This is a genomic window from Cutibacterium sp. LaCa_286 (assembly GCF_057198075.1).
Genome location: NZ_CP191091.1, coordinates 1,297,805 through 1,324,380 on the forward strand (window position 1 = coordinate 1,297,805; position 26,576 = coordinate 1,324,380).

The following is a 26,576-nucleotide window of genomic DNA, read 5'->3' on the forward strand; positions in this document are numbered from 1 at the left end:
AATGCGGCAGATCACTGGATCCATCCACATCTGCGCCCTAGGGCAACAGACTCCGGCGGAGCAGTCGGCTCAGACGTCAGTCCTCGTCATCCTCATCGGAGGCGACGACCAGGGAGAGCTTGCCACGATCGTCGATCTCGGCGATCTCGACCTGCAGCTTCTGTCCCACCGAGACGACGTCCTCGACGGCCTCGACACGCTTGCCATCGTTGAGCTCGCGCATCTTCGAGATGTGCAGCAGACCGTCCTTGCCGGGCAGCAGTGAGATGAAGGCGCCGAAGCTCGTCGTCTTGACGACCGTGCCCAGGTAGCGCTCCCCCACCTCGGGCATCTGCGGGTTGGCGATGGCATTGATCGTCGAACGGGCTGCCTCGGCGGCATCACCGTTGTCGGCCCCGATGAAGATCGTGCCGTCATCCTCGATGGAGATGTTGGCGCCGGTGTCCTCCTGGATCTGGTTGATCATCTTGCCCTTGGGGCCAATGACCTCGCCGATCTTGGCGACCGGGATGTGCACGGTGATGATACGCGGGGCGGTCGGGGCCATCTCGTCGGGCACGTCGATGACCTCGTTCATCACACCGAGGATCGTGGTACGAGCCTCCTTGGCCTGGCGCAGCGCCCCGGCCAGCACGTCGGCGGGGATGCCGTCGAGCTTGGTGTCCAGCTGCAGGGCGGTGACGAACTCGCTGGTGCCGGCCACCTTGAAGTCCATGTCACCCAGGGCGTCCTCGGCGCCGAGGATGTCGGTGAGGGCCAGGTACTTGGTCTCGCCGTTCTCGTCGGTCTCGCTCATGAGTCCCATGGCGATACCGGCCACCGAGGCACGCAGCGGCACACCGGCGTTGAGCAGGGCCAAGGTGGAGGCACACACCGAACCCATCGAGGTGGAGCCATTGGAACCGATGGCCTCCGAGACCTGACGGATTGCGTAGGGGAACTCCTCACGAGTGGGCAGCACCGGGATGAGGGCACGCTCGGCGAGGTTTCCGTGACCCACCTCGCGGCGCTTCGGGGAGCCGACGCGGCCCGTCTCACCGGTGGAGTACGGCGGCATGTTGTAGTTGTGCATGTAGCGCCGGGTGGTCTGCGGCGAGAGGGTGTCGAGCTTCTGCTCCATGTCGAGCATGTTGAGCGTGCTGACGCCCAGAATCTGGGTCTCACCACGCTGGAACAGGGCCGATCCGTGCACCCGGGGGATGATTCCGGCGTCGGCGGACAGGGTACGGATGTCACGGGGGCCGCGACCGTCGATGCGCACCCCTTCGTCAAGGACGCGCTTGCGCACGATCTTCTTCATGAGGGCCTTGAAGGCACCGGAGATCTCGTTCTCACGCTCGGGGAACTTCTCGGCCAGCTCGGCCTTGATGCGAGCCTTGAGGGCGGACTCGGCGTCCTGGCGCTCCAGCTTGGCAGCGATCTGCTCGATGCGTGCCAGCTCGTCGGAACCGAGCTCCTCGACGACAGCGTAGACGTCGTCCTCGTAGTCCTTGAAGATCGGGAAGTCGTAGGTCTCCTTGGGCAGCTTGGCTGCCAGGGCCAGCTGGGCATCGCAGAGCACCTTGATGAACGGCTTGGCGGCCTCCAGGCCGGTGGCGACGACCTCCTCGGTGGGGGCGGTACGTCCGCCGCGCACCAAGTTCCAGGTGGCAGGGGTGGACTCGGCCTCGACCATCATGATGGCGACGTCACCGTCGGCCAGCACACGCCCGGCGACCACCATGTCGAAGGTGGACTCCTTGCGCTGCTCGACGGTGGGGAAGCAGACCCACTGGTCGCCGATGAGGGCCATGCGCACGCCACCGATCGGGCCGGAGAACGGCAGACCGGCGATCTGGGTGGACATCGACGCGGCATTGATGGCGACGACGTCGTAGTAGACCTCGGGGTTGAGGGCCAGGACGGTGACGACGACCTGCACCTCGTTGCGCAGCCCCTTGACGAACGACGGGCGAATCGGCCGGTCGATGAGACGGCAGGCCAGGATGGCGTTCTCCGATGGGCGTCCCTCACGGCGGAAGAACGAGCCGGGGATGCGCCCGGCGGCGTACATGCGCTCCTCGACGTCAACCGTCAGCGGGAAGAAGTCGATGGAGTCGCGTGGGGTCTTGGCAGCCGTCGTCGTGGACAGCAACATGGTGTCGCCGTCCAGGTAGACGGCAGCCGAACCATCGGCCTGCTGAGCGAGCAGACCGGCTTCGAAACGGACGACGTGCTTGCCGAAAGCACCGTTGTCGATGATTGCCTCGGAGAACTCGAGACCGGGTCCCTCCATGGGGTATTCCTTTCAGGTGGGGATGAAACCGCCACCCTGCGGCGCCTTGTGCACCGCCCGGCACTCGCGCCGGTCTTCGATCGAAGTCATCGGGGCCTGAGCCCGGTGACCACTACCGAGGACCGAGACGTGCGTCCGGCGGGTGAGCGATCAATGGGCGGTGTGCATGTGCACACCTGTTGTGATTCAAGCCTACGGTACCGAGCGTGAATAGCGAAACGGCTACGGGGCGCGCAGCAATGCTCTGCGAGGCAGCAGGGACTCCACCCGGGCATCGGGATTCTCGGGGCCATGATTCTCGCCGAGGGATTCACCGCTTTTCTCACTGACAATGCCTTCCTCGGACGACACATCTCAGTACTTCCCCCGAGAAACGCCGCAGGGGCCGCTCCATGAAGGAGCGGCCCCTGCGAGCAAAGAATCCGATCCCGGCTCCGGCCAGCAGGGCCGAAGCAGGATGCATGTTCACTCAGCGGCGCAGGCCCAGACGGGCGATGAGTTCACGGTAGTGCTCGATGTCGTTCTTGGCGACGTAGTTGAGCAGGCGGCGACGCTGGCCGACCATGAGCATGAGGCCACGACGGGAGTGGTGGTCCTGCTTGTGCGACTTGAGGTGCTCGGTGAGCTCGGCGATGCGGCGCGTCAGCAGCGCGATCTGGACGTCCGGGGAACCAGTGTCGCCGGGGTGAGTCGCGTATTCCTCGATGATGTGCTTCTTCGTGGCAGCATCCATGTCTGATACTCCCTTTCCATCCGTTGCGCGGCGTTCCCGATGCTCGGTGTGCAGGGAACTCTTGTGAGACCGCGGCCGTTCTGACGGCAACTGAATAAGGATATCAGCTCTTGCTCACCAAGCGCGAATTCGCGTGTGCTGAGCAGCAGCCAAGCGCCTCATGCAGAGGGTGTGCCCAGCCTGGTGTATCCGGTCTGACGAAGGTTCCGGCCAAGGCACCTGGCCCGCACCACGGATCGGAAACGGGCCGCACCTGGATGGTCTTTCGGCACGTGACCAGCGGCACCATGACCCACTGTTGCCCGCGGCGCTCGCACCCCGTACCGGTCCATTGGCTGCCGGCGTGATGCCCGCCTCAGGCCAGGATCTTGCGGGCCGCGTCGACGTCGTCGGTCATCTGCGCGATCAGCGGCTCGACGCCGTCGAACTTGACCTGCCCACGCAGGTGCTCGGCAAAGGTGACCGTGACGTCGACCCCGTAGAGTTCGAGATCATCGCGATCGATGACGTAGGTCTCGACTCGGCGCTCGAGACCGTCGAAGGTCGGGTTGGTCCCCACCGATATCGCAGCGGGAAGTCGGCGACCGGCGTCCGGACCACTACTGGGTTCCAACCATCCGGCGTACACCCCGTCAGCAGGAACGGCACGTCCTTCCGGCAGGACGAGGTTGGCCGTCGGAAATCCCAGTTCGCGTCCGCGCTGGTCTCCCATGACGACGACACCGCCGACCTCGAAGGGGCGCCCGAGCAGCTTGGCGGCCTCAGCGACATCACCGGCTGCCACCACCTCGCGAACCCGGGTCGACGACACCGTGACACCGGACATGGCGACGAGATCCATGGCATGAACCTCGAAGCGGCCATGGCCAATCTCGGACAGGGCCTGCGGGGTGCCCACGGCGTGACGCCCGAAGCGGAAGTTCTGGCCCACCAGGACGTGCTCGGGCTGCAGAGGGGTGATCATCCGTTCGACGAAGTCTGCCGGGGACCACTTCGCGATCTCCGGAGTGAAATTGACCACGCGCACCTCGCTGGCACCGGCCTCCGTCAGCCAGTCAATGCGTCGTTCCAACGGGCACAGCAGGGCTGGGGCCTGGTCAGGGGCCAGGACGGTCAGTGGATGGGGCCAGAAGGTGACGACGACGACATGACCGTCCGGATCAAGCTTCTTGGCCTGCTGGACGAGGGCCTGGTGGCCACGGTGCACACCATCAAAGTTTCCGATGACGACGGTTGGCGATTCTTCGGGAACAGACACGCCCGTCATTCTATGGTGACAACCGCCCATGACCCGAATTCGACGATCATCACTGAACGTCGTCCCCCGTGAAATTGGCAGGCACCTCACCGCGTCGGACGCAAACCGGGCCGCCCACCTTGGGGCGGCCCGTCCTGTCGATCATTTCTCGGTGAGTTCACCGGACTTGAGCTTGTCGACCCACGCCTCGTTGTGCGAGGTCCACTCCGCCACGGCCTTCTCCTGGTTCTTGCCACCGTACTTGTCCGCGGAGAACATGGTGTCCTCAAGATCGGAAAGCGTCTTGTCGTCGAAAGCCATGTTGCGCATCAACTGAGCAGCCTTCGGGAAGTCCTTCTCGAAGCCCGGACGAGCGAAGCTGTAGATCACCTCGGCGTCACCCATGGCGTTCTTGGGGTCCTCGAGGTCGCGGACCGGGAAGGCGCCGTAGGCCCAGTGCGGACGCCACAGCGTCACCGCGATGTCACGGTTGGCGGCAGTGGCCTTCTTCAGCTGGGACAACATCGCCGGTGTCGACGAGATCTTGAAGTTGAGGTTCTTCAGCCCGTACTTCGGAATTGCAGACTGCTGGGTCACCTTGGTCAGTCCAGCACCGGCCTCAATGCCATAGAGGGTGTTGCCATAGTCGTCGCCCATCGACTTCAGGTCGCCGATGGTCTTCGCCTTGGAGTCCTTGTTGACGGCGATGGTGAGTTTGGCGTTGTCGTACCAACAGCCAAGGTTCTCCATCTTGTCGCCGTAGCGCTTGACGTAGTCGGCGTGGGTCAGGGGAAGCCAACCGTCGGTGATGAGGTCGATGTCCCCGGCGACAAGTCCAGCATAGCCTGGGCCGGCGTCGAAGCCCTTGATCGTCACCTTGTAACCGTCCTTCTCCAGGACGTTCTTCATGATCCCGGCGGTGGCGAAGGACTCATCCCAGCCGTTGAAGGCGCCAATCGTGATGTTCTTCTTGCCATCGGCCTTCATGGACGTCGTGTCCTTCGACCCCTCGCCCGGGGTGCAGTCGGCCCACTTCGTGTTGACGTTGTCGGAGCCCGTGTCGGAGCTGCCGGACTCTCCGTTTCCACTGTTGGAGGCATCGCAACCGGACAGGGCCAGGGCCCCCATCGCCAGGATGGAGGTCACGGCGATGACCTTGCGTCGAATCATACCTGTGCTCATCTTTGTTACCTCGTGTTCGTGTTCTGCATGGGACTCGGTCGTCCTCCTGCGTTCAGCTGTTTGTCATCAGTTGGCACGCTGCGCCCGGGCGAGCGAGGTGCGATTGGCCAGTCCGTTGGTGATGCGGTCCAGGTAGACGGCCACGATCACCACTGCCAGTCCAGCCTCCATGCCCAGACCGATGTCGACCTGGGACAGGGCCGCGACGACGTCACCACCGAGACCACCGGCGCCGACCATGCCCGACAGCACGACCATGGACAGGGCCAGCATGATGACCTGGTTGACGCCGGCCATCACCGTCGGCATGGCCAACGGCATCTGGATGCGCCACAGGATGTGATGCGGACTGGCACCGAAGGCTGCGCCGGCCTCCACCGTCTCGGTGTCGACGCCGCGGATGCCCAACTCGGTGAATCGCACGCCAGGCGGCAGGGCGAAGATGATCGTCGCGATGGCACCGGGAACCTGGCCGATGCCGAAGAGGACGATGACCGGGACCAGGTACGCCAGCGAGGGCATCGTCTGCATGAAGTCGAGAATCGGCTTGATGATGGCCGAGAACCGTTTCGACTTGGCAGCCCAGATCCCCAGCGGAATCGCCAGGATGAGGGCCAGGATCACGGCCACCACGACCAGGGACAGGGTGTGCATGGTGTTGTTCCACTGATCCATGGCCCGGACCAGGTAGAAGCCGATGAGCGCGAAGAGGCCCACCTTCCAGTTGGCGCAGGCCCAGCCGATGGCGGCGAGGATCACCATCATGACCAGGTACAGCGGCTTGGACAGGACGAGGTTGAGCCCGTCGTACATGCCACCGATGACGACATTGGTGAAGGTGATGAGCCAGTCGAAGGCGTGCTGGAACCAGTCGAAGAAGGTTTCGATCCAGCTTCCCAACGGAATACGGGGGTTGGCGAAATTGAAGCTCATCTCGATCAGGCCTCCTTCTCGATGCTCGGGGTGGCAGCGGTCGTCGTCTGGTCAACTGGCGAGAGACCGACGGGGTCTCCGGCGTCCTTGATGACGGGCAACTTCCCGGTGTCCTCCAAGGACCTCACCGATCCGTCGGACGCGTTGTCCTGGGACCTTGACATGGAGTCGAGCAGGGCGATTCGGGAAATGACTCCCATGAGGTGGAAGTCCTCGTCGACGACGGCCAAGGGCACTCGTGCGTCCTTCGACGGGGCGAACAACTCCGACAGCGGGGTGTCCGTGCGCACGGTGAGGATGCCGCCGGTCTCGACGACCGCCGCAATGCTGCGATCCCCACGACGGGCCACCTCGGTGACTTCCTGGTCACCGACCATGCCGAGCAGACGACGGTGCTCGTCGACGACGAAGACGCCCACCCAGTCGTGTTGATCCATGATGCGCTGGACACGTCGGGGGTCCGCCGACCCGGAGACGACAGCCTCGGTGGGGCGCATGACCGCCGATGCCGTGAGCACTCGGCTGCGGTCGACGTCCTGGACGAAATCCGCAACGTAGTCGTCGGCCGGCTGGGTGAGGATCTCGTCGGAGGTGCCGATCTGGGCGACTCGACCGTTGCGCATGACCGCGATGTGATCGCCCAGGTACATGGCCTCGTTGAGGTCGTGGGTGATGAAGATGATCGTCTTGTTGAGGGTGCTCTGCAGCTCGAGGAGCTGGTCCTGCATCTCGCGGCGGATGAGCGGGTCGAGGGCCGAGAAGGCCTCGTCCATGAGCAGGATGTCGGTCTCCGCGGCGAGGGCACGGGCCAGACCGACTCGCTGCTGCATACCACCGGAGAGCTGATGGGGATACTTGTCACCCCATCCCTTGAGGCCCACGGTGTGCAGCCATTCATTGGCCTTCTCGAGTCGGTCCTTCGACTTGAGCTTGCCCTGCAGCTTCAGACCGTAGGCCGCATTCTCACGCACGGTGAGGTGAGGAAGCAGTGCGAAGTGCTGGAAGACCATGGACACATGGTCCCGGCGCAACTCGCGCAGCTGGGCGTCATTCATGTCGGAGACGACCTTGCCGGCGACCTCGACGGTGCCCTCGGAGGGGGCCCACAGCCCATTGATCATCCGGATGAGGGTGGACTTCCCGGAACCTGACAGGCCCATGACGACGAAGGTCTCTGCCTTGGCGACCTCGAAGCTGACGTCGATGACAGCCGCCGTGCCCAGAGAGGCAAGATCTTCTCGAGACTCCCCTGCCTTGAGTCTTTCGATCACTTCTCGTTCGTGTTTACCGAAAACCTTGTACAGATGGGAAGCTCGAACCAAATCCACGTCGTACGGCAACCTTTCACATGGGCTATGGGGTCAAGGAGGGGCAGTTGGAAGCAACTCATGCGGATCACGAGGACACCACGACTTCGCGTCACGGGCGGTGGGCCGCAAAAAATCACGCCAAGCCCAGAGCAAAGTACCTTTTGAAGATATCATGACGTATTTGCACCTGCAACCAGAAGGAATTGTCGCCGATCTGAATCAATTTCGGCGAATACTCAGAAATTGCTCTGCGTCAGCTGCACAGGTACCGAATGGTACAAAGCAGTGTGGGACGCCTCACCTGCCGATGGCAGCCGGATTGCATCCTGACGGCCCCAAACGCACTTGCGTGCGGTCAGACCAGCACGCAGATCGCGCGGCTCTGCCCCCTTCTCTCGTCGTCTGGCCGGTAGAGAGCCAGCATCTCTCCGGTTCCGGTGATCATCGCGGTGACGTCGGCGGGAACGGTCACGTCCAGACGTCGTCCGACCCGGATGGCAGCCTCCTGGTCATCGGTGACCTCGACGACCGGGAAACTCAGCCTGGCAGCTTCGGCCATCGTCATTGGGGCCGGGGCGCCGGCATCATCGGCAAAGATGTCGGGACACGCCGCAGTGAGGTCGAAAGGTCCGATCCGGGTGCGCCGCAGCGCCGTGAGGTGACCTCCGACTCCCAGATCGGCGCCCACGTCACGGGCCAGGGCCCGCACATAGGTGCCGGAGGAACAGGTGACCTCGACGTCGACGTCGATCACCTCGTCATGGCGTCGTGTCTCGGTGGCCTCGAAGCGGGAGACGGTCACCGCGCGGGGTTGCAGGACGACGTCCTCCCCGGCTCGCACCTTGGCATAGGCACGTTGACCGTTGATCTTGATTGCGCTGACGGCGGTCGGAACCTGCTGGATCTCACCGGTCTGGCGTGTCATCGCAGCGAGGATCGCCGCGTCGTCGATCCCGGATGCGTCGGTGGTGCTGGTGACATCCCCCTCGGCGTCGTCGGTGACGGTGCTCACCCCCAGCCTCATCGTGGCGGTGTAGTCCTTGTCGCGCAGGGACAGATGGCCGAGGAGTCGGGTGGCGCGATTGACCCCGATGACCAGAACCCCGGTGGCCATCGGGTCCAGGGTTCCGGCATGTCCGACCTTGCGGGTGCCCATGAGGCGACGCACCCGCCCCACCGCCTGGTGGGAGGTGACACCGGCAGGTTTGTCGACGACGAGGACGCCAGACTGAGGAGTATTCATCGAAGCCAGTATCTCGGACTCAGGAGGGCTTCAACAAGCCGGACTGCCGCAAGCAGGACTCCTGCTACCGGGCCATCCTCGACCCACAAGGGCACAGCAGGACCCGGGTCTGGCCCACCGTCAGGACTCCCTCAACGGCCGGCGTCATCACCGCGCACAGGATCGGTCCTGTGTCAAACACCCACCTCGGCTGGTCACCGGCGTCTGCAGATAGCTGGCGCTTCACTCCGCGTCACGATGACGATAGGGATCAGTCTCACCAGCAGGTGTGGCTCCCTCGGAACGACGTGCGATGTCGGCATCGGAGGCAGCGGCCCGGGCCAGGGCATCCTCGATGGACTTGGCAGTCTCAGCAGTGGCGTCACGCACGAAGGTCAGGGTGGGGGCATAGCGCAGGCCGAGCCGTTTGCCGACGGTGGAGCGCAGCATTCCCTTGGCCGATTCCAGGGCAGCAGCCGTGTCGGCGATCTCCTTGTCGCTGCCCATGGCAGTCCAGAACAGGGTGGCGTCACGGGAATCCCCGGTCAGACGCACATCGGTGATCGTCACGAAGCCGAGCCGGGGATCCTTGACGCGACGCTCCAGGGTCGCGGCAACCACAACCCGGATCTGATCGGCCAACTTGGCGACACGTGGATTCGGTGTGTTCATGATCTCTCCTCATCGACCGCAACGGGGGTGAACGGCTTGTCCATCTTGCCACACCCACGACATGTCCCGATCATTCAGCACGATCGACCACCACACCGACCCTCATATCAGGAGCAGCTCGCCGCGATGTCGAGGCTCCCAGTCCCATGGTGCTCAGGCTCCATACACCACGCAGGTTTCCCGGCGGGCGTCCCTTCTTGGTAGTCGTGGAAATGCCAAGACAGTCGAGGAGCTGCCAAGGTGCATGGACGGTGAATGCATGGTGATGACCGATATGGCGGGGCCGCCCAATCCTCGGATCGGACGGCCCCGTCATGATCACTGGACTCAGTCGCGAGCGACCTCGACCATCTCGTAGCACTGGATCTCGTCACCCACGTGCAGGTCGGAGAAGTTCGTCAGTGTGGCACCACACTCGTACCCCTCGCGGACCTCCGTGACGGCATCCTTCTCACGCTGCAAGGTGTTGATCTCCGTCTCCTTGACCACCGTGCCGTCGCGCACCAGACGTGCCTTGGCGTGGCGCTTGATGACACCGTCGGAGACCATGCAACCGGCGATCGTCCCGACCTTCGACGACTTGAAGATCTGGCGAATCTCGGCCGTACCCATCGCCTTCTCCTCGTAGATCGGCTTGAGCATGCCCTTGAGGGCCGCCTCGATCTCGTTGATCGCGTCGTAAATGACCGAGTAGTACCGGATGTCGACGTTCTCCTCGTCGGCCATGCGCTGGGCATGGGCCGTCGGGCGCACGTTGAAGCCGATGATGACGGCGTTGGAGGCCGATGCCAAGGAGACGTTCGTCTCGGTGATGGCACCCACACCGCGGTCGATGACACGCAGGCTGACCTCGTCGCCGACGTCGATCTTGACCAGTGCGTCCTCCAGCGCCTCGACGGAACCGGCACCGTCGCCCTTGAGAATGAGCAACAGTTCCTCGGTCTCGCCCTTCTTGAGCTGGTTGAACAGGTCGTCCAAGGTCTTCGGGCGCGACATACGGGCCTGCTGGGCGGCACGCATTCGGCCAGCACGTTTCTCGGCGATCTGACGAGCCATCCGGTCGTCGTCGACGACGAGGAAGTTGTCGCCGGCACCGGGCACCGAGGTGAGACCGAGCACCTGCACCGGGGTGGAGGGAGCGGCCTCGTCCACGCTGCTGCCCTGGTCGTCGATGAGGGCACGCACGCGTCCATAGGACGAACCGGCCACGATCGAGTCACCGATCCGCAAGGTTCCGCGCTGGATGAGTGCCGTCGCCACCGGGCCACGGCCCTTGTCCAGGTGAGCCTCGATGGCCACGCCCTGGGCCGGCATGTCCGGATTGGCACGCAGATCGAGAGCAGCATCGGCCGTGAGGACGATGGCCTCCAACAACTCGTCGAGACCGGTGCCCTGCTTGGCGGAGACGTCGACGAACATGGTCTCGCCGCCGTACTCCTCAGGCACCAGACCGTACTCGGTGAGCTGACCACGCACCCGGTTCGGATCGGCCTCGGGCTTGTCGATCTTGTTGACGGCCACCACGATCGGCACATCGGCCGCCTTGGCATGGTTGAGTGCCTCGATCGTCTGGGGCATGACGCCGTCATCGGCCGCGACCACCAGCACCGCGATGTCGGTGGACTTGGCACCGCGGGCACGCATGGCCGTGAACGCCTCGTGACCAGGGGTGTCGATGAAGGTGATGGCACGGGTCTGACCGTCCACCTCGGTATCCACCTGGTAGGCGCCAATGGTCTGGGTGATACCGCCAGCCTCACGTTCCACCACATGGGTGTCGCGGAAGGCATCGAGCAGCTTGGTCTTGCCGTGGTCGACGTGGCCCATGACGGTGACGACCGGCGGACGTGCTGCAAGGTCCTCCTCGCTGCCGATGTTCTCACCGAACTCGAGGTCGAAGGACTCGAGCAGCTCACGATCCTCGTCCTCCGGGGAGACGACGACGATGTTGTAGTCGAGCTCGGCGCCCAGGACCTCAAGGGTCTCATCGGGCACCGACTGAGTGGCCGTCACCATCTCGCCGAGGTTGAACAGCACCTGCACCAGCTGTGCGGCATCGGTGTTGATCTTCTCGGCAAGGTCGGACAGCGAGGCACCACGACGCAGGCGCACCGTCTGGCCATCACCCTTGCGGATACGCACACCGCCAACCAGCGGTGCCTTGATCTCGTCGAACTCCTGCCTGCGCTGCTTGCGAGACTTGCGACCGCGACGGGAATTGCCGCGTCCGAAGGCGCCCTGCGTACCACGACGACCACCGCGGCCACCCATGGGACGGCCACCGAAACCGCCGCCGAAGCCACCTGGGCGAGAGCCACCACGACCACGACCGCGACCACCGCCACGGCTCGGGGCATTCTGGCCGAGCTGTTTGGACTGATGCTTGGGCATCATGGCCGGGTTGGGGCGCGGCATGCCAGAGCCGCCGCCCGGGCGTGGCATCCGATCGCCGCCCGACCGCGATCCACCGCGGCCGGATCCGGAACGACCTTGACCACCGTCGGAACGATGACGCTGCTGACCCATTCCCTGGCTGGAGGCGAACGGATTGTTGCCCGGGCGGGGAGCACCGGAGCGCCGACCGCCCTTGGCGTGTCCACCGGGGCCGGGGCGTCCGTTGGAGGGACGAGGACCGGGCTTGGGCCCGGAGCGTCCTGCCGATGATGGCCGCGGACCGGGAACCGGACGTGGCCCGGGCTTGACCGACGACGGAGTTGGCCTTCCAGCACCCTCCGACGTGGGCCTCCTGCCATCGGACTTCGTGTTCTCGCCGCGGGAGGCCTTGCCGGTCTGCGATGCCTTACCGGGTTTCGGAGTCGGCTTGGGCCCCGGCTTTGCACTGGGCCTGGGCTCAGCAGCAGGTTTGTCCTGCGACGTGGTGGGCCTGGCCTTCATGAGGCCGGGACGTGGTGTCGCAGACGTCCGGGCCGCCGACGACGATGCCGTCGAAGGGGCAGTACGTGCCCCGGGACGCACACTGCGTGGAGTCGGGTGCGGAACTGGTTTGGCAGCACCGGACTTGCCAGCACCCTGTTTCCCGGTTGCAGGCTTTGCACTGCCCTTGTCGGAACGGGGACGGCTCGGCTTGGCGTCCTTCTTGACCGACGCGCCGGGCTTGGGGGCCGGTTTGCCGGGCTTGGGTGCCTTCGCCGCCGGGGCATCGGAATTCTTGGTCACGTAGTCGGAGACCCGGCGCACCACCGGAGTCTCCAGGGTGGAGGACGCGGACTTGACGTACTCCCCCATGTCGTTCAGCTTCCCCAGAAGCTGCTTGCTTGTCAGTCCGAGCTCCTTGGCGAGCTCATAAACGCGGACCTTGGCCACTACTCTCCTTCGGGCCTGGTCCGGTCAGGACTCAGGCCAACTGCTTGACGTGGATACTCATTGTCGCGAACTCATCGAGTGGTCATGAGCGTGTGCCCACTTTCTCTCAAGCCCAGCAGATGATCTGGGCACGTTCGGTGAGGCTGCCGGACTCTCCGACAGACATGTGCGGCCCAGTGTAGTCAATCGGCCCCCACCAGCTCAATTCAGCAGGACTCGATCACCGCAGCAAGATCGTCACTCACGTGGACGGCACGGCGGAACGATCGAGCGAATCCCCCGCGTCGCGCAGCAGTCAGGCACGTCTGCCGGGGATGCACCCAAGCCCCACGTCCCGGAGCCGTGCGCGAGACGTCGGGTATCACGAGGGATCCGTCCAGCACGCAGCGCACCATGGCGCCGGGGGCGTCCTGGTGACGACACCCGACGCACGTGCGTACTGGTTCAGTCACCCTGCATCCCCTGACTGGCTCTGCTCGCACCTGGCCGTGATTCAGCCTTGGGCTGGACGTCGCATTCCCGGTTGGGCTCCATCGACCGGGGTGCCCGGGGCGACCGGGGTGTCTGGACGAATGTCGATTCGCCATCCGGTGAGGCGAGCTGCCAGTCGTGCGTTCTGTCCCTCACGGCCAATGGCCAGGGAGAGCTGGTAGTCCGGCACCACGACACGAGCAGCGCGTGCCTTGGGATCGACGATCGTCACCTGCTTGACCTTGGCCGGGCTCAGAGCCTCCCCGACGAATCGGGCCGGATCCTCCGACCAGTCGATGATGTCGATCTTCTCCTCGCCCAGTTCGTGCATGACGGCGCGTACACGCTGCCCCATCGGGCCGATGCACGCGCCCTTGGCCGAGACATTCTCGTTGTGGGACACGACGGCGATCTTGGTGCGGTGTCCCGCCTCACGGGCGACGGCCTTGATCTCCACCACACCCTGTTCGATCTCGGGCACCTCCATGGTGAAGAGCCGACGCACCAGATCCGGGTGGGTACGCGAGACGACCACCTGGGGACCACGCATCTCCTTGCGCACCGCCACGACGAAGACTCGCAGCCGGCGTCCGTGGCGGTAGTCCTCGCCCGGCACCTGCTCATCGGGCGGCATGATGGCCTCGAGCCCTCCCAGATCCACTCGGACGGTGCGGGTGTCGCGGTAGGACTGCTGGACCACACCAGTGACGATGTCGCCCTCCACGGCGGAGAACTGGCCGTACTTGTGCTCGTCCTCGGCCTCACGCAGCCGCTGGAAGATCACCTGACGAGCCGTGGAGGCAGCAACCCGGCCGAAGTCGTCCGGGGTGGCGTCGTACCATCCGACGACCTCGCCCTCGTCGTCCTTCTCCGGGGCCATGACGGCGACATTGCCCGACTTGCGGTCGATGTCGACTCGAGCGTCCTTGACGGGATGCTCGGTCTTGCCGTAGGCGTTGAGCAGCGCGTCCTCAAGGGTCTTGACGAGGAAGTCGAGCGAGATCTCCTTCTCACGTTCAATCATCCGCAGTGCGGCCAGATCGATGTCCATGTTCAGTTCTCCTGGGTGTCGGTGGGGCGATTGAGTTCGACCTGGACCACAGCATGTTGAATCTGCGTCAGGTCGATCATGCGCTCGTCGTACACGCGTTTGTGGGGTTTGGAATTGGCAGCCTCGACCTGCACGACAATCTTCTCGTCGTCGGCACTGAGGATGCGACCGAGCAGCTGTTCGGTTGGTTCGCCCGCGAGGGTCAGTTTGACCAACCGGGTGACATTGCGGCGGAAATGCCTGGGTTCGGTGAGTGGGGTCGGCACCCCACGGCTCGTCACCTCGAGGGTGTAGGGGGACTCCCCCATCGCATCGGCGTCGTCCAGGCCGTGGGAGATCGCATTGGTGGCCTCGGCGATCTCGTCCAGATCGGGGCCGTGACCGTCCTTGCCGTCTCCATCGACAGTCACCTTGACGACACGGCGTCGACCCGCAGGAACGACATCGATGCGGTCCAGCTCCAACCCCAACTGATCGAGAATCGGGGCCACCACGGCCCTCACCCTGTCACTGCTCATAGCCTCAAGCCTGTCCTGTTGTCGTCATGATTGTCCACGCCATCTTAACGAACTTCGTGAGAACACTCATGACGCGCACTCCACCAGTGCCGAGCCGTGGCCCAACGGCGATAAAATGCCAGTCATGGGATTGTGGTCACGCCGTCAGGTCATCGGGACGGCCCTGGGAATGTCAGCACTCGCACTGGCGGGGTGTGCACCCGATCCGAAAGCGAGAAAACATCGCGGTGAGAAGGAAGCACCGGGGGGCAGACAGCTCACTCCCCAGGTGCGCAACGACCTGTCTGCCGGAGCACACAAGGAGAACCAGCTCGCAGACCTTGCCACCGCCGTGGCTGGTGCGGACGCCGCCAACCGTGCCAAACTCAACGCCCTGGCAGCAGCCCATCGCCGCCACGCAGCCGTGCTGGGCGCCGACGACCCATTCGATGCCCAGGCCGCGACCAAGGCTTCGAGCACCCCTGCGAAAGCCAGTTCCTCCCCCACCCCGGACGAGTCGCCCACCCTTGACTCGCTGCGCAGGACACGCCGGGAGACGGCCGCGTGGTACCGCACCCACGCCGTCAGTGCAGATGATCCCTCCCTGGCACTGCTGTGGGCATCGCTGAGCGTCTTCGCCGGAAACTCCTCAACGGCTCCGGCGGCTCGTCTCGACGACATCTGGCTGGTACAGATCGACGAGGAACCCGTGGTCGATGCCCAGCAGGTGCTGCTCAGTCACATCAACGCGATGCTGGGCGGGCTGGAGTGGGGACTCGGCCAGACCACCGATGCCACCCTGCACGAGTGGGGCTCGCAACGCCGCGAGCAGCTGCGCACCTTGCGCACGAGCATCCATGAGCAGGTACGCGACGCATCGGCCACGCCCACACCGTTCAACCCGGCCTACTCCATGCCCGGACGACCGGCCAACCCCGCTGCGACGCGAGCCATGTGGGCGCAGCTGCAGGAGAACGTCATCTCGGCGGCTGGACGTGTCACCGCTGCGACGCAGAGTCAGAAACGCGCCGATGCCGTGAAACTCATGGCGGACGAACTCACCCATCTGGGTGAGCTGGGTGCGGCGACCCCGACCTGGCCCGGCTGGGTGTGAGCCCTGACGTACCGTACGGGCTGATGTGCCGTACGGGGAGGCCCTGCCCCTGTATGCCGTCGCCGACACGCCTTCTGCGCAATGGTGGAGTGAGTGGTTGGCGTGCGTGAACACTGACCACGAACCAGCGGCTGGCGCTCCGCGTGGTTGTTCACCCGCCCCAGATCATCTCGACGAACAACTTGACCCCCAGCACGGCAATGACGACGAGAAATGCCTTGCGCACGAAGCTGTCACCGTGTTTCTGCGCGGTTCTGGCTCCCACGAGCCCCCCGGTGACGTTGGCAATGACGAGTGGCCAGACCACGTGCCACAACACGGCTCCATGAAGGGCCAGCGTGACGATCGTCACGAGGTTCGTCACCGAGTTGCACATCTTGGCCATACCCGAGGCGCGCAGGAAGCTGTAACCGCCCACGGCAACGAAGGCGAGCACCCAGAAAGTTCCCACCCCTGGACCGATTGCAGCATCGTAGAACCCCAGAAAGAATCCGATGATCGCCATGAGCAATGGGTGCCCGCCCTGGTCGGCCTCGTTGACCTTGACCCCCATCGTGGGGCGCCGCCAGGTGAAGACACCGATGACGACGAGTACCACCAGGAGAATGGGGGTGTAGACGTCGCGAGACATGAGACGAAGCACGCGCACCCCGGCCAGCGCACCCAGCAGCGCGGTGAACGCAGCCCACAGGAAGATTCGCCAGTCCGGGCGTTGCCTGCGAAGGTACGACGCCCCGGCAGTGATGTTTCCCACCACTTGAGCCGTCTTGTTGGTACCGACGACGCTTGCCACCGGAACCTCCCGGGGCAGACTCACCAGCAGCGAGGGCAGCATGATCAATCCGCCACCTCCAACCACGGCATTGACCCATCCCGCTCCAAAGGCAGCTACGATCAATCCGATCAGGACAGCGGTCGAGACCATGAATTCCTCTCCCCAGACATGACGTCGGTGCCATGCATTCGGCTGACACTCCTGGACCTGACATTGTGAAGACCGGGCACCCTGGAGCCCAGTGCTGCGGAATCTGGCACCACCTCACAGGCAACCACTCATGGCCACCGACCCGCAACTGGCCACGATGCAGCGGCAGTCCGATCCCCCACCGGAAGGTGATCGGCTCCATGCCGTGATGGGCACTGGGGTCGGACATCCTGCCGTACAGGACTCCGGTGGTGATCGGCCCGTGCCGTGATGGCCTGGCGCGGCGTCCGATCCCCCGCGTTTGGAAAATTGTTCGTGACAATCCCCGGATGACGACCCAGAGCGCCCGTCCAAGATGTCCTTGGACGGGCGCTCGTGAGCCGGTCAGGCATCCCCCGTGACTGACCGAGTACCTTGGGTGAATGAGGGGAGATGGAGCAGGAGATCAGGCCCAGGGGTGTGCCAGCAGAAGCTCGGTGTTCTGATCCGTGCTCTTGCCCATACGACGGTTTCCGTGGTGGTCGACAACGCCCAGGTGACGGTCGTTGGCAGCGAACTCACGGTAGAGGCTGGCCAGACCCTCAGGAGTGGTGGTGTCGTAGTCCACCTGGTAGGGGGCATCGGACTCGATCAGGGTGGCGAACAGGCTGATCGTGCCGTCGTGATTGTCGGTGACCTCGAGGATGCGACCCATCTGCGGGAAGTCGACGTGGGAAGCGGTGTTGATCTCCCACCAGCAACGACGTGCATCGCTGAAGTTGCGGTGCGCAACGATGTTGTTGTTGTGGGTGTGACCGTTGACCCAGGCCAGGACGTTCGGGTAGTGCCCCAGCAGGTCGACGAGCTGATTGCCGCCGTGCCGCTTGCCGGTGCCATCCATCGGCGGGATGAGGTTGTTCATCGTCCACGAGGTGTGGTGGCTGAACAGGATGAACATCTGGTCGGAGACCTGGTGGTGGCGGCGCACACCGAAGTCGTCGTAGTAGGTGGAGCTGCCAGCCCGCAGCACCTGCTTGAGCCACTTCCACTGCACGTCGTCGAGCGAACCGTTGGTGTAGCCAGCCCGGTTCGTGGAGTCCATCGAAATGCCGGTGACGCCCGGAGCGATCTGGAAGGTGTAGTAGCCGCGCACGGCGTCGAGATCGTTCTGGGTGAAGCCGTGACCGGGAGCTGGGGATCCGGCGGGGGCGTTGTCGAGGTGCGCCTTGATGAACTGCGCCGGGGTGAAGGGGCGGCGCTTGGCATCCGGGGTGACGTGCTGGGTGAGCGAGACGGCACGGTTGGTGAGGTCAACCTTCTGGCCACCCTTGGTGGCCGTGAGGAAGGCTTGCTTGTCGCGCTCGTCGGCGAAGCCCATGAGCTTCTGGTCACCGGTGTACATGGCCTCCAACAGGCTCCAGTCGGAGGGCAGGGTGCCCTGGACCGAGTCGTCGTGGTTGCCGAAGACGGCGTACCACGGAATCTGGAGGCCCGGGGAGCTGAACGGCTTCATGATGCGCTCGAAGTAGCGGTCCACCTTGGGGTAGCCGGCCTTCTTGTACATGTCGTTGATGCTGGACTCGGGGTTGTAGTACAGCTTGTCGCCAAAGGTCTGGACGGACTCCCAGCGCTCCTTGGAGCCACTGTTGGCGGTCAGGGTGCCGCCGGAGAGAATGGTGAGGTACCACTCGAGCTCAATGGTCTCGTGGTTGTCGGTGTTGTCACCGGTGCTCACGACCATGTCGAACTTGCGACCGGTGAACGGTCCACCGGGCAAGGAGTTGATGCGACGCACCAAGGAGGCGGTGCCCAACGGGCCGAGGGGCTCCTGGGGGCGGAATGCCGGTCCGGCAAAGGGATGCATGAACTCCACTCGCATCGGCGACTGGACGTCGGTGACGTGCAAGTCGGTGACCTGCACGAAGCTGGCCAGTGCGGTACGACGATCGTCGCGTCCGCCCTTGGCCGAGATCATGTCCTCACGCACGCGCAGCGGGAAACCCTTGTGGGCGACAATGCGCTGGTAGCCGTCATTGCTCGCAGGCAGGCCAACCTGCTCGAGGGTGGTGCCGGCAATGCTGTGAGTACGCTCTGCGGCATGACCGGGGACCACATCGGTACCCAGGAGAGCTGCAGCAGAAACCAAGGTGGCACCGCCGAGGAAACCACGTCGGCCGATGTTGGTGTTGGTGAGGTGGGTGTCAGGACGATTCTCGGGCATGTTCGTCAAGGCTCTGACTGTCCTTCCATACGCGGAAAACCACATCCGTCAAGCGACTCGAGGTGTCATGGTGCCCATGAGAGGCACCATCGGCATCGCGACTCAGCTTGACGAACGGGGTCGGTCTTTTCTGCATACTAGGCAGATGGACCGACCCCGAGGAGTCATCGAGTCATCGAGAAATTGAAGTTCAGGTTACGTTCTGGCAAACAATTCCGAGGGGGCCGGAACACCCCGCCGGTGAATCCATCGCCGACCACGAATTGCGTCAACCCCGAACCTCGTCGAGAACCTGGGCAACGACATCGGCCACGGCCACGTCACGACGCTCGGAGCTCCTGCGATCACGAATCTCGACCAACCCGTCCTTGAGGCCACGCCCGACGACGACGCTGGTCGGCATGCCGAGGATCTCCGCATCGGCGAACTTGACCCCCGGGGATGCCTTGCGATCGTCGAACAGCACCTCCAGGCCGGCCTCCGAGAGCTCGGTGGCGATCCGGGTGGCCTCGGTGCGGATGTCGTCACCCTTGCCGGTGGCCAGCACGTGCACGTCGAACGGGGCGACGCTGCGCGGCCAGGCCAGGCCCTTGTCGTCACAGGTGTACTCGGCCACGGCGGCCACGGCACGCGAGATGCCCACGCCATAGGAGCCCATCGTCACGGTCACGAGCTTGCCGTTCTGATCAAGCACCTTGAGCCCCAGCGACTCGGCATATTTGCGGCCGAGCATGAAGATGTGGCCCATCTCGATGCCACGGGCCAGGGTGAGCGGCCCCGAGCCATCCGGAGCCGGATCACCCTCGCGCACCTCGGCGACGTCGATGACGCCATCGGGGGTGAAGTCGCGCCCGGCAACGAGATCGTAGACGTGTCGTCCGGCCTCGTCGGCACCGCTGATCCACACCGTGCCGGTGACCACCCGCGGATCGACGAGGTACCTCACCTTCGACTCACTCGTCTCCCCCAGCGCTCGCGGACCGATGTAGCCCTTGACCAGGTGTGGATGGACGGCAAAGTCCTCGTCGGTGAACGGGACGGCCTCAGCTGGTTCCAGGGCTGCCTCGAGACGCTTCTCGTCGATCTCACGGTCCCCGGGCAGACCGATGGCCAGCGGGTGGGTCGTGCCGTCGGGCTCGATGACCTTGAAGAGGATGTTCTTCAAGGTGTCGTCGCCCTGCCAGGCTCGGTCCTCACGCGGATAGCGCTCGTTGGACAGCTGTACCAGAGCATCGATGCTCGGCACATCCGGGGTGTCACGCACCTGCGCCTGCGGAACGTCCGAGAAGTCGAGCGGCTCAGGGGCAGCGACGCGCACGGCCTCGACATTGGCGGCGTACCCACCCGGAGAGCGCACGAAGGTGTCCTCACCGTTCTCGGCGACCGCCAGGAACTCCTCGGAGCGTGACCCACCCATCGGACCGGACATGGCTCGCACGATGGCATAGTCGAATCCCAACCGGTCGAAGATTCTGATGTAGGCCGCACGATGCTTCTCGTAGGAGGCGGCAAGACCCTCGTCGCCGATGTCGAAGGAGTAGGAGTCCTTCATGACGAATTCGCGGCCACGCAAGATTCCGGCACGTGGTCGCGCCTCGTCGCGGTACTTGTTCTGGATCTGGTAGATCGACAACGGGAGGTCCTTGTACGAGGAGTACATGTCCTTGACGAGCAGGGTGAACATTTCCTCGTGGGTGGGCCCGAGCAGCAGGTCGGCCCCCTTGCGGTCCTTGAGGCGGAACAGGTTGTCGCCGTACTCGACCCACCGATTGGTCTGCTTGTAGGGCTCCGATGGCAGCAGCGCCGGGAAGTGCACCTCCTGGGAGCCGATGGCCGCCATTTCCTCACGAGCGATGGCCTCGATCCGGCGCAGCACCCGCAGTCCCAACGGCAGCCAGGTGTAGATGCCCGGTGCCGTCCTACGGATGTATCCCGCCCGTACCAGCCAACGGTGGCTGGGCACCTCGGCATCGGCCGGGTCCTCCCGCAGCGTTCGGACGAAGAACTCGCTCATGCGCGTCAACATGTCTGCCTTTCCGGTGGTGCTCGGCCCTCCGCCGCCCTTCGGCGTGACTGTCACCAACCGGGGTGATCCTATCGCCTCCGAACCGGTCATCCGGTGCGCAGCCCTCGGCGCAGGACGTCCAGCCGAGAACGCTTCAGTACAGGATGGTCGTCATCGTGCCGATCCGACGAAAACCAACCGCGTCATAGGTGCCCCGCGCAACGACATTGAAGTCGTTGACGTACAACGTGACGGTGTGGTGGCGAAGCCTGGCGAGCTGAACCACACCAGCCATGGCGGGGGCGGACAGACGTTGGCCACGCAGGGCGGGATCGAGCCACACCCCCTGGATCTGACAGACCCCGCCCCAGGACAGGGCAACGTCGGACTTCCATCGCACGATGCGATGCTCGTCGAGAATGCCGAATGTGTCCCCCCGCTGCATCATGGCGAGCATGTGACGACGATATCCGTTGGACGGATCCAGCGGGCTGACGCCAACCTCCTCGGTGTACATGTCGACGGCAGCACGGAAGTACGACTCGAAGTCCTCGAATCCCACGATCCGAACTCGCGGATCCGGCGTGATCGCCGGTGGGGAGTCGATGACGAGCAGGGGCTGGTCCGTGCGTGTGGCACGGGGGTGTCCCCATGCTCGTTCCGACAGATGGGTGAGGTGCTCGTGGAACGGCAGCACAGCTCGTTGGGTACCCATGATCGACGTTGACGTGCGCCACGGCCCCACCCGGGCTGCCAGGGCGGCGAGTACCTCCTCGTCGTCGGCAACCGGAACCAGGTTGGACCCGACGTGCACCAGGCCGACGAGGTCGCCATGACGAAATGCCCCGTACACCGGGCAGCCCAACCGCGATCGTTTCAGCCCGCCCTGCTGGATGCGATCCAGGAAGAAGAGGTTCTCCACCGGGTGGGCACCGAGCAGTGCCAGGGTGTCGGGAAGGTCGTCGTCGTCGAGTGGACGGACTCGAGTCCTCACCTCAGGAAACCGTCACCTCGGGGGCACCGCCCTCGTCGAGTTCTGCCGCCATGCGATGGGCCTCGGAGACCAACGTGTCAACGATCTGGTCCTCGGACACGGTGGTGATGACCTCGCCGTGCTGGAAGATCTTGCCCTTGCCATTTCCGGCTGCCACCCCCAGATCGGCCTCGCGACCCTCCCCGATGCCATTGACGACGCATCCCATGACGGCCACGCGCAATGGAGCGTCGACATCGGCCAATGCGTCGGTGACGTCGTTGGCGAGCTTGAGGACGTCAACCTGGCAGCGACCGCACATCGGGCACGAGACGATCTCCAGGCCGCGGGGACGCAGGTTGAGCGACTCGAGGATCTTGACGCCGACCTTGACCTCCTCGACGGGGTCGTCGGACAGCGAGACCCGGATGGTGTCGCCGATGCCCTCGGCGAGCAGGTGTCCGAAGGCGACTGCCGACTTGATCGTGCCCTGGAACGCCGGGCCGGCCTCGGTGACACCCAGGTGCAGGGGGTAGTCGCACTCCTGGGAGAGCAGCTCGTACGCCTTGATCATGACGACTGGGTCATGGTGCTTCACCGAGATCTTGAAGTCGTGGAATCCAACCTGCTCGAAGAGGCTCGCCTCCCACAGGGCGGACTCGACCATGGCCTCGGCAGTGGCCGAGCCGTGCTTGGCGAGCAGTCGCGGGTCCAGGGAGCCGGCGTTGACACCGATGCGCAGGCTGGTGCCGTGCTCGTGGGCCGACTGGCAGATTGTCTCGACCTGGTCGTCGAACTTGCGAATGTTGCCGGGGTTGACGCGCACTGCCCCGCAACCGGCTTCGATGGCGGCAAAGACGTACTTGGGCTGGAAGTGAATGTCTGCGATGACCGGGATCGGTGACTTCGCCACGATGGCAGGCAGGGCTGCTGCGTCCTTGTCGGTCGGGCAGGCCACCCGTACGATGTCGCAACCAGCGGCGGTGAGGGCAGCGATCTGCTGCAGGGTGGCCCCGACATCGTGCGTCTTGGTCGTCGTCATGGACTGCACACTGATGGGGGCGTCACCACCGACCAGCACGTCACCGACTTTGATCTGGCGGGTCTTGCGACGCGGTGCCAAGGTCGGGATGGGGGGCGTGGGCATGCCCAGATTGACGGTCATGACGTTCTCCTCGCAAGCGGGTGCGATCCAACATGGCGAGCCTAGTACCTTCTCCACGGCAGTGGTGCAGACCCAGGCGTTGGGAGCCGAAGCGTGGGCCCCGTGATGGTCTGTCGCCGTGGCGTGCAGCCGTGGTGGTATCAGATGCCGAACTCATAGTAACCCGCAGGCGCAACACGTCTGGAGCACCAGAGCCGCCCCCACCACGAGTGGCAGGGGCGGCTCGGTGACGAATCAGCCGATGGCGTGATCAGATGCCGGTGGCCGGCAGGGCCGGCAACTCAGCAGACCCTCCAGGTACGACGGCAGCCTGAGCGGCATCCCCCGACACGTCGTCAGTACCGGTTCCATGTGCGGATGCCGAAGCCCCCGCCGGTGTGGCGCTCGGGGTGCCGGGCGTCCCACCCGCAGCAGCACTGGACTCGTCACCGGGTGTGGCAGGACGAGTCGGTTCCGGGCTCACGGTGGGCTCCGAACTCATCGCGGGCCCGAGGGTAACAGTGGACTCGGAAGTCACCGTGGGGACGGGGAGCACACTGGGCTCATCGCCCGGATCAGGCGTCGGCAACGCAGGCAACGACGGCGAGGCAGACGGGGTCGAGACCGACGGAGCCGGGGTGACAGACGGCCCACCAGGCGTCACACTCGGCGTGGCAGGCGACGCAGTGGGCGAAACAGACGGCTCACCACTGGGCGGTGTCGACACCGACGCGCTCGGCTCGACGGACGGGGTTTCACTGGGCTGCGGGGTCGACGCGCCCGGGAACGTGATCCCCACCAGGGCGGGATCGTGGTCGGAGGCAGCCCATGGTCCGCTCGTGTGGAAATCCGTCACATTGTAGTTGCGACGGGAGTACTGCATGGCGATGGACTCGTCGGCATTGATGTCCCACACCCCGGCACCATGGACCATCCTCATGGCAGCAGCATTGGCGAAGATGTGGTCCAGGGAACCCAGACGTCCACCGTACTGGAAGGTCGACGCGCCAGGAGCGAGCTGCTCGACGACCTCGGTGTAGCCGGCGTCCTTGATCTTCATGACCGGATCCTCCATGCCGTAGGCGTTGAAGTCACCGAGCAGGAACACCGGCTCGCCGGCGAACTCCTTGGCGCTCCAGTCGATCAGTGCCTGGGCCTGGGCAGTACGTGAGGGGTTCGACTTGCCCTGACCGGTGCCGTCGTCCTCCCCGGAACCCTTCGACTTGAAGTGATTGGCGACGGCGACGAAGGAGCCCCTGCCGTTCGTGGCCGCGAACTTCTGGGCCAGTGGCTGACGGGCATTGGCGTAGGCATCATCCATGAGGATGAGCGATGGTCCCTCCGGGCGCACCGAGTCGAGTCGGTAGATGAACGCGGTACGGATGACGTCCTCATGGGGCGGCACGACGGTCGGCGAGGCGACGTAGCCCCAGACCTGGGAACCAGCAGCCTTGTTGAGCTCGTCCACCAGATGGGCCAGGGCCTTGTCACGAGGCTGACCGGGCAGGTAGGTGATGGACGCGGAGTTCTCCACCTCCATGAGCGCGACGACGTCGGCGTCCAGACCGTTGATGGCCGTGACGATCTTGGCCTGCTGGTCGTGGAACGCCTCTCGGGTGTAGGCACCGCGCACCGTGCAGAAATTGGCGGTGACCGGCGTGCCGGTGCGATCCGTGTAGGCCTTGCAGCCGTCCTCGTCCTTGCCCAGGTCGGTGAAGTAGTTGAGCACGTTGAAGCTGGCGAGCTTGAGATCGGAGTCGAAGCTCGGGGCCTTGGCCGGACGATCATTGGTGGTGGTGATCGGACTGTGGGGCGACTGGGCGCCCGAGACCATGCCAGTGGGCTGGAAGTTCCACCCGAATCGGTAGTCCATGATCACCGGCTTGGTGAAGCCCACGTGGGAGCCGGTACGCATCGGTGTGTCCTGGGACAGGTACGGCAGCGGGGAGTTCTTGGCCTCGTCGTTGGTCTGGTAGTTCCAGCTCGCACCGTCGTCCAGATTGATGGATCGGGCACGGTTCTCGTCCTCGACCTTCTTGGCATCCTCACCGGGACGGGCCACCTCGGTACCTTGGTACAGCGGCTCGGTGCCGAAGGCGAGGCCAACGGTGCCGAACTGGTTGAGCTGGTAATTGTTGGAGATGGTGTAGGTGCCCTGTGGCTCCACGAGCATGGACTCATACGCCTCACGCTGCGCATCGGTGCGCGGCAGGGCTGCGAGTTTCACCGGCTTGACGTCGGCACAGCCCTTGGTCTCGGTGACGTTCGTCCCATTGATCTCGGTGAGGCCGTTGAACTCCGAAACCTCACCGGAGACGACGACGCACTGACCTGCGGTGTAGGCACTGGCGGCCTTGGCGGAGTGGACGAAGATGCCGTCGGAGGCATCGGTCGGGGCCTTGGCCACACCACCAGTTCCGGGGGTCTGGATGTAGAGACCATTGAACCCGCCCTTGGGGTAGGCGGCGGTGACGACGCCCGTGGTGGTCACAGTCCTGCCGACCATCGGGCTGGTGTCGGTGGTGCCCTGGATGTCGGCGATGCTCGTCTGGCCGGCCGGGGTCTCGGAGGCAGTGGGGGTCGCAGAACCGCTCGGGGTGGGGCTGCCCGTCTGGTCAGGAGTGCCTGGCGTGCTGGGAGCCGGTGTGCTGGCGGAGTTCATCGGGCTGGGAGTGCCGATGACGAAGTCCGCGGAGTTGTCGTCGGTGTCCTCGAGGCCACCCCGCTGGGCCGAGGTGGTGTTCGACAGTGCCTTGGTCGGTTTTCCCTCGGCCTTGGTGGCGGCACCGTAGCCGACGAGGTCGACGACCGTACCATCCGGGCCGACCAGCTGCACCGATCCCTTGGTGCCACTCATGTTGGCACCGCAGGTGGCATCCGGGGTGGGCAGTGCCTGGGTACCACCGGCTCCCTTGGCCTGCTGGACGAGGAAGTGACCGCCGGGGGCGACCGATCCACTCAACGTGCACCTGTTGCCGCGATTGCCGGTGGCTCCGTAGTACTCCACGACGTATCCGTCCAGCGAGATCGTCTCGGAGGTGGGGTTGACGAGTTCGACGAAGTCGTGGGTGAGGGTGGCTCCACTGTTGCCACCGCCACCGTAGACCTCATTGATGAGTGGGTGGGAAGCTGGGCCGGCATTGGCACTTGGTACGAGCAGACCGGCACATGCGAGGGCCGAGGTCGTCACCGCGGCGATACCGGTCAGCACCCGGCGCATACGGCCAGAGGTGTTCATCATCGGGTACTCCAAGGGTAGAGCTTTTCAGCCGCAGAGGCGCGGCCACAGCACACTTTGCCCCTTCACA

At 64.6% G+C, this 26,576-nt stretch carries 19 protein-coding genes; 1 reads left to right on the forward strand and 18 read right to left on the reverse strand.

The window, feature by feature from the left end; translation table 11 throughout:
* Window positions 1-76: 76 nt before the first annotated feature.
* From ACP8JZ_RS05635 to rimP, 12 genes are all read right to left on the reverse strand, one after another.
* Window positions 77-2,275: a polyribonucleotide nucleotidyltransferase gene (locus ACP8JZ_RS05635; RefSeq protein WP_484482214.1), complete on the reverse strand. Its 2,199-nt coding sequence runs from the start codon at window positions 2,273-2,275 to the stop codon at window positions 77-79.
* Between the two features lie 469 nt (window positions 2,276-2,744).
* Window positions 2,745-3,008 (reverse strand): 30S ribosomal protein S15, encoded by a 264-nt coding sequence (rpsO, locus tag ACP8JZ_RS05640; protein ID WP_021104670.1) that lies wholly within the window; start codon window positions 3,006-3,008, stop codon window positions 2,745-2,747.
* Window positions 3,009-3,363: 355 nt separating this feature from the next.
* Window positions 3,364-4,296: a bifunctional riboflavin kinase/FAD synthetase gene (locus ACP8JZ_RS05645; RefSeq protein ID WP_484482215.1), complete on the reverse strand. Its 933-nt coding sequence runs from the start codon at window positions 4,294-4,296 to the stop codon at window positions 3,364-3,366.
* 111 nt (window positions 4,297-4,407) lie between these two features.
* Window positions 4,408-5,415 carry a glycine betaine ABC transporter substrate-binding protein gene (locus ACP8JZ_RS05650; protein WP_036902671.1) on the reverse strand — a complete coding sequence of 336 codons (1,008 nt, stop codon included), beginning with the start codon at window positions 5,413-5,415 and terminating at the stop codon, window positions 4,408-4,410.
* A gap of 78 nt (window positions 5,416-5,493) precedes the next feature.
* The gene (locus ACP8JZ_RS05655; protein WP_021105593.1) at window positions 5,494-6,360 is read right to left on the reverse strand and encodes an ABC transporter permease; all 867 of its coding nucleotides are present in this window, start codon (window positions 6,358-6,360) and stop codon (window positions 5,494-5,496) included.
* A 5-nt stretch (window positions 6,361-6,365) separates the two neighbouring features.
* Window positions 6,366-7,700, reverse strand: a complete 1,335-nt coding sequence (locus ACP8JZ_RS05660; RefSeq protein ID WP_306517167.1) for a quaternary amine ABC transporter ATP-binding protein — start codon at window positions 7,698-7,700, stop codon at window positions 6,366-6,368.
* Between the two features lie 325 nt (window positions 7,701-8,025).
* Window positions 8,026-8,913: a tRNA pseudouridine(55) synthase TruB gene (truB, locus tag ACP8JZ_RS05665; protein WP_484482216.1), complete on the reverse strand. Its 888-nt coding sequence runs from the start codon at window positions 8,911-8,913 to the stop codon at window positions 8,026-8,028.
* Between the two features lie 222 nt (window positions 8,914-9,135).
* Window positions 9,136-9,564, reverse strand: a complete 429-nt coding sequence (rbfA, locus tag ACP8JZ_RS05670; RefSeq protein ID WP_306517165.1) for a 30S ribosome-binding factor RbfA — start codon at window positions 9,562-9,564, stop codon at window positions 9,136-9,138.
* A gap of 327 nt (window positions 9,565-9,891) precedes the next feature.
* The gene (gene infB, locus ACP8JZ_RS05675; RefSeq protein WP_306517164.1) at window positions 9,892-12,888 is read right to left on the reverse strand and encodes a translation initiation factor IF-2; all 2,997 of its coding nucleotides are present in this window, start codon (window positions 12,886-12,888) and stop codon (window positions 9,892-9,894) included.
* Between the two features lie 206 nt (window positions 12,889-13,094).
* Window positions 13,095-13,340 carry a YlxR family protein gene (locus ACP8JZ_RS05680; RefSeq protein ID WP_306517163.1) on the reverse strand — a complete coding sequence of 82 codons (246 nt, stop codon included), beginning with the start codon at window positions 13,338-13,340 and terminating at the stop codon, window positions 13,095-13,097.
* A gap of 41 nt (window positions 13,341-13,381) precedes the next feature.
* Entirely contained in the window at window positions 13,382-14,410 is a 1,029-nt protein-coding gene (gene nusA / locus ACP8JZ_RS05685) for a transcription termination factor NusA (protein WP_023034062.1), read from the reverse strand.
* Window positions 14,411-14,412: 2 nt separating this feature from the next.
* Window positions 14,413-14,928 (reverse strand): ribosome maturation factor RimP, encoded by a 516-nt coding sequence (rimP, locus tag ACP8JZ_RS05690; protein WP_484482217.1) that lies wholly within the window; start codon window positions 14,926-14,928, stop codon window positions 14,413-14,415.
* 124 nt (window positions 14,929-15,052) lie between these two features.
* Between rimP and ACP8JZ_RS05695 the strand changes: the two genes are divergently transcribed.
* Window positions 15,053-16,021 (forward strand): DUF4439 domain-containing protein, encoded by a 969-nt coding sequence (locus ACP8JZ_RS05695; protein WP_023034064.1) that lies wholly within the window; start codon window positions 15,053-15,055, stop codon window positions 16,019-16,021.
* 151 nt (window positions 16,022-16,172) lie between these two features.
* Here ACP8JZ_RS05695 and ACP8JZ_RS05700 read toward each other — a convergent pair whose 3' ends face one another.
* From ACP8JZ_RS05700 to ACP8JZ_RS05725, 6 genes are all read right to left on the reverse strand, one after another.
* A complete protein-coding gene (locus ACP8JZ_RS05700) occupies window positions 16,173-16,946 on the reverse strand; it encodes a sulfite exporter TauE/SafE family protein (protein WP_306517740.1) in 774 nt (257 codons plus the stop codon).
* A 445-nt stretch (window positions 16,947-17,391) separates the two neighbouring features.
* Window positions 17,392-19,146 (reverse strand): TIGR03767 family metallophosphoesterase, encoded by a 1,755-nt coding sequence (locus ACP8JZ_RS05705; RefSeq protein WP_484482218.1) that lies wholly within the window; start codon window positions 19,144-19,146, stop codon window positions 17,392-17,394.
* A 268-nt stretch (window positions 19,147-19,414) separates the two neighbouring features.
* Entirely contained in the window at window positions 19,415-21,160 is a 1,746-nt protein-coding gene (locus ACP8JZ_RS05710) for a proline--tRNA ligase (RefSeq protein WP_484482809.1), read from the reverse strand.
* 145 nt (window positions 21,161-21,305) lie between these two features.
* Complete coding sequence (locus tag ACP8JZ_RS05715) at window positions 21,306-22,145, reverse strand: GNAT family N-acetyltransferase (protein WP_306517742.1); 840 nt, start codon at window positions 22,143-22,145, stop codon at window positions 21,306-21,308.
* Between the two features lies 1 nt (window position 22,146).
* Window positions 22,147-23,289, reverse strand: coding sequence for a flavodoxin-dependent (E)-4-hydroxy-3-methylbut-2-enyl-diphosphate synthase (gene ispG, locus ACP8JZ_RS05720; RefSeq protein WP_065860532.1), 1,143 nt, complete (start codon window positions 23,287-23,289; stop codon window positions 22,147-22,149).
* A gap of 250 nt (window positions 23,290-23,539) precedes the next feature.
* A complete protein-coding gene (locus tag ACP8JZ_RS05725) occupies window positions 23,540-26,509 on the reverse strand; it encodes an ExeM/NucH family extracellular endonuclease (RefSeq protein WP_484482219.1) in 2,970 nt (989 codons plus the stop codon).
* Between the last annotated feature and the right edge of the window lie 67 nt (window positions 26,510-26,576).